Origin of the sequence: Pseudomonas sp. KCJK8993, from assembly GCF_046230915.1 — a bacterium.
Taxonomy (GTDB): domain Bacteria; phylum Pseudomonadota; class Gammaproteobacteria; order Pseudomonadales; family Pseudomonadaceae; genus Aquipseudomonas; species Aquipseudomonas piscis.
In genome coordinates, this window is the sequence record NZ_JBJJLO010000214.1 from 1 (window position 1) to 3,427 (window position 3,427).

3 protein-coding genes are annotated in these 3,427 nt (G+C 63.0%); 2 read left to right on the top strand and 1 reads right to left on the bottom strand.

The genetic code is table 11. From position 1 onward, the window contains the following. The first annotated feature begins 405 nt into the window (after nucleotides 1–405). Both ACK6AU_RS31590 and ACK6AU_RS31595 read left to right on the top strand, forming a co-directional pair. The gene (locus ACK6AU_RS31590; RefSeq protein WP_185699328.1) at nucleotides 406–876 is read left to right on the top strand and encodes a hypothetical protein; all 471 of its coding nucleotides are present in this window, start codon (nucleotides 406–408) and stop codon (nucleotides 874–876) included. After that, nucleotides 873–1,079: a hypothetical protein gene (locus ACK6AU_RS31595; protein WP_409303658.1), complete on the top strand. Its 207-nt coding sequence runs from the start codon at nucleotides 873–875 to the stop codon at nucleotides 1,077–1,079. Before ACK6AU_RS31590 ends, ACK6AU_RS31595 begins: the two co-directional genes overlap by 4 nt. A gap of 187 nt (nucleotides 1,080–1,266) precedes the next feature. On the opposite strand, the gene ACK6AU_RS31600 is transcribed toward ACK6AU_RS31595, so the two are convergent. After that, nucleotides 1,267–3,402, bottom strand: coding sequence for a TonB-dependent receptor (locus ACK6AU_RS31600; protein ID WP_409303660.1), 2,136 nt, complete (start codon nucleotides 3,400–3,402; stop codon nucleotides 1,267–1,269). Nucleotides 3,403–3,427 lie beyond the last annotated feature (25 nt).

Below are 3,427 nucleotides of genomic sequence, written 5' to 3' on the forward strand. Positions count from 1 at the left end.
CGTTACCGACAGGATTACGCTGCTGGTCTTTGCTTGAGGTGGGGCATGGGCGACGGACTTGCGCTTTGCATAGTCGAAATACACAAAGTTGCTCTAGAATTGCGCCTGCCACCCGAAGTGGCTGTCGATTCCGGGAATTGATCAGGGTGTTTCCGGCTAGCAGGCCTGTTCCAGCACTCGTTCCTTAATTGCGCGTCGCCACGTTTTCGGGTTCAGAGCCTATTCTCCAGCCTTCGACATGTGCCTATGCAATGGTGGAATGCCCCTTGCCCAGCGCCGCCGGAGTAGCAGGTTCACCTGCGTGAATTTCTGATTGAGTGATTGGAGTGAGTACGCCGTCATGGCGTTTTTTGTGCTGTCCGTTTTTTTAAGGACAGCATCATCTTGAGTATCGGGGGCCTTTCCTTGGCAGTAAGTAATCTTGAAATGCATGCGTTGTTTGTCTTGGGTGATTTGCGCGCAAAGCTGGTCAAGCAGTTTCAATCTCGTTTTGTCTATGTCACCGAACAATCCGCCGAAGGCATCTATGTCGCCGAACTCGATACCGAGACGGCCCTGGTGGTGGACGACAAACCCCGCCTGGAACTGAAAGTAGGCGACCATTTTCGCGCCGCGGTATTGCCCAGCCGCGAAGGCGGCAAGATGGAAATCCGCTTTCGCGATATCAAGCTGACGGTCTATGGCCTGGGCGACTACGCCTTCGTCGCCAGCCCCCTGGGGCAGGGGATCGTGTTCAGGGAAGGGCAATCGGTGGTGATGGTCTTTGCCGCCAACGAACAATTGCAGGAAGGCCTGACCAAGACCCTCAAGGCCGTATCCGCCAAGGCCGCCAAATGGCGCAAGGGCGAACTGATCAGCTTCAAGGCCAGCGAGTGACGAGCCAGAACCGCGCCGAATTCCACCAGCAGCATCTGGCCGATGCGCGCAGCGAGGCCCAGCGCCTGTTCGCACAGAAGCCCGCCCTCCAGGGCGCTTGGTTGAACTGGGTAGCCGGACAGATCTATAGCTTGCGCCCGGCGGCCTACGCCAGCATGGTGCGGCGCGAGCTGCAACGCCTGCAGGAGCCGGAAGGCCCGTGACAACCGTGCTATCCGCGCCCTAGCACAACCCGCTCGTTCCATCGGCCAGCCCCGGACGCGGGTGCGGTGCAGCATGGTCCGGCTTGCAAGTTCCTCCAATCGTTGACGAACCAGGCGCAATCGCCCAGGCCTGGGTGTACCCGAACCCTTGGCAAAGGCATTCGGGCCACCGCCTTGCAGAGGCGTTTCAGAAGCGGGTTTGCACCGCCATTTCGAAGGTGCGCGGCGCACCCAGGTAGTAGGCCGGGGACACGTGGGCGAACTGGCCGTAGGTTTCGTTGGTCAGGTTGCGTACCCGCCCGGTGATGCTGGTGTGGCTGTCGAGCTGGTAGCGCAGGAAGCTGCCATACAGGGTGTAGGCCGGCATGGTCAGGGTGTTGGCGTTATCGGCATAGACCGAGGCCACGTAGCGTGCATCGACGCCGGCTTGCCAATTGCTCGCCAGGTCGTAGGTCAGCCACAGGTTGGCCAGCCGCGAAGGCACGTTGGTGGGGGTATTGCCCTTGCGCGAGACCACCGTGCCGTTGGCGAGTTTCTCGTTGAACGCATCGTACTCGGCATCCACCCAGGCGACGTTGCCCTGGGCCAGCAGTCGCGGGGTGATGCGCAGCGAACTGGCCAGCTCGATGCCCTTCGAGGTCTGCTGGCCCACCGGAATGCTGTTGGCCGGGTCCTGCGGATCGGTCACGGCGAAGTCCTTGCGTTCGATGCGGTAGGCCGCCACGGTCGCCGAGCCACGACCGTCCAGGTAGTCGAACTTGCTCCCCACCTCCCACTGCTTGCCGGTGGATACGTCGAAGTTCTGGGTGCCGCTGGGCTGTTCGGCGGCGGTGCTGTATTGCACATAGACGTTGGCGCTGGGCAGGAACTGCCAGGTCAGGCCCAGGCGCCCGGTGACCGGCTCCCAGCTGCGCTTGAAGTGGCGTGGGTTGCTGGCGGTGATGGCGCGGTGGTTGGTCACATCCAGGTCGATGGCGTCGTAACGCAGGCCGCTGAGCAGCGACAGTTCGTCGGTCAGGGCCAGGCGATTCTCGACGAACAGCGCGCGGGTGGTGACCTGGTTGGTCTTGTCCTTGACCCAGCCCTGGCGGGTTCCCTCCAGTTCATAGAAGTGCCCGGGCCGGTAACTGCCCGGGTCGACGCTGTTGCGTGCCGGTACGTTGTTCGGCGAATTGGTGGTGCTGTTGACCTTGTACTCGAAACCGGCGGCCCAGGTGGTGTCGAGGCCCAACAACTGGTCTTCGTGGCGCAGCTCGAACTGGTTGCCCACCTGGTTGCCCTGGTGTCGCACCAGGTAGGCGGTGGAGCGGTTCACCAGCCGGTTGTCGGGGCTGTACTGGTAGGTCTCCAGGTTGCGGTAGTCGCGCTGGCTGTCCAGGTGGTAGAGGGTATTGCGCAGGCTGGTGCTGTCGTTGATCCGGTAGTCGAGGATCGAGCGCAGCCAGACAGTGCGCTGCTCGTACAGGCCATCGGCGACGTTGTAGTTGTTGAAGCGGTTGTGCTTGTCGATCTTCAGGTCGCCGGCCTTGGGGTTGAGCACTGGCGTGCCCCAGTAGGGGCTGTCCTCGTGCTCGTCCTGATACTCCACGGCCAGGGTGTGGGACAGGTCCGGGGTCAGGTCGCTGAGCAGGGAGAACGCCAGGCTCCAGGCGTCGCGCTCCTGGCGGTCGATATAGCCGTTGCTGGTGTTGTGGCTGACATCCAACCGCGCGAAGTGCTGCACATCGGCGCTGGCCGGGCTCAGGGCATGGTTGACCCCGAAGGCGACCTGGGTGGTGTCGAAGCTGCCGTAGCCGAGCAGGCCCTCGGCGGCCCGTTCGCGGCGTTCGGCCAGCTTGGTCACGTAGTTCAGCGAGCCGCCCACGGAGCCTGCGCCATTGATCAGCGACGACGGGCCGCCCACCAGTTCCACCCGGTCGTAGATCCAGGCGTCCACAGGGCGGGCCAGGCCAGTGGCGACATTGATGCCATTGAACATCTGGGTGATCTGGCCACTGGTGAAGCCACGGTAGGAAACGAAGCCGCCGAACCCCGGAGGAGCGCTGGCATTGACCCCGGGCAGGGCATTGGCGGCGTCCTGGAAGGTACGATCGCCCCGGCGTTCGATGTCCTGGTGGCTGCTCACCGCCACCGAGGCGGGGGTTTCGCGCAGGCTCAGGCCCAGGCGCGAGGCCATGCCGCTGGATTGGTCCAGGGACAGGCCGGGCTCGGCCTCGGTTTCGTCGGCGCCGATGGTGGTGGGGGCCAGTTCAACGCGCTGCGCGCCCCAGGCATTGGCACACAGGCAGCCCAGCAGGCTCGCCAGCAGAGGAAGGTGTTTCATTGATAGATCCTGAATTCTTGACTAG

Bases quoted from the DNA above. Each gene is read 5' to 3' on its own strand.
- ACK6AU_RS31600 (WP_409303660.1), bottom strand. From the start codon at position 3,402: ATGAAACACCTTCCTCTGCTGGCGAGCCTGCTGGGCTGCCTGTGTGCC.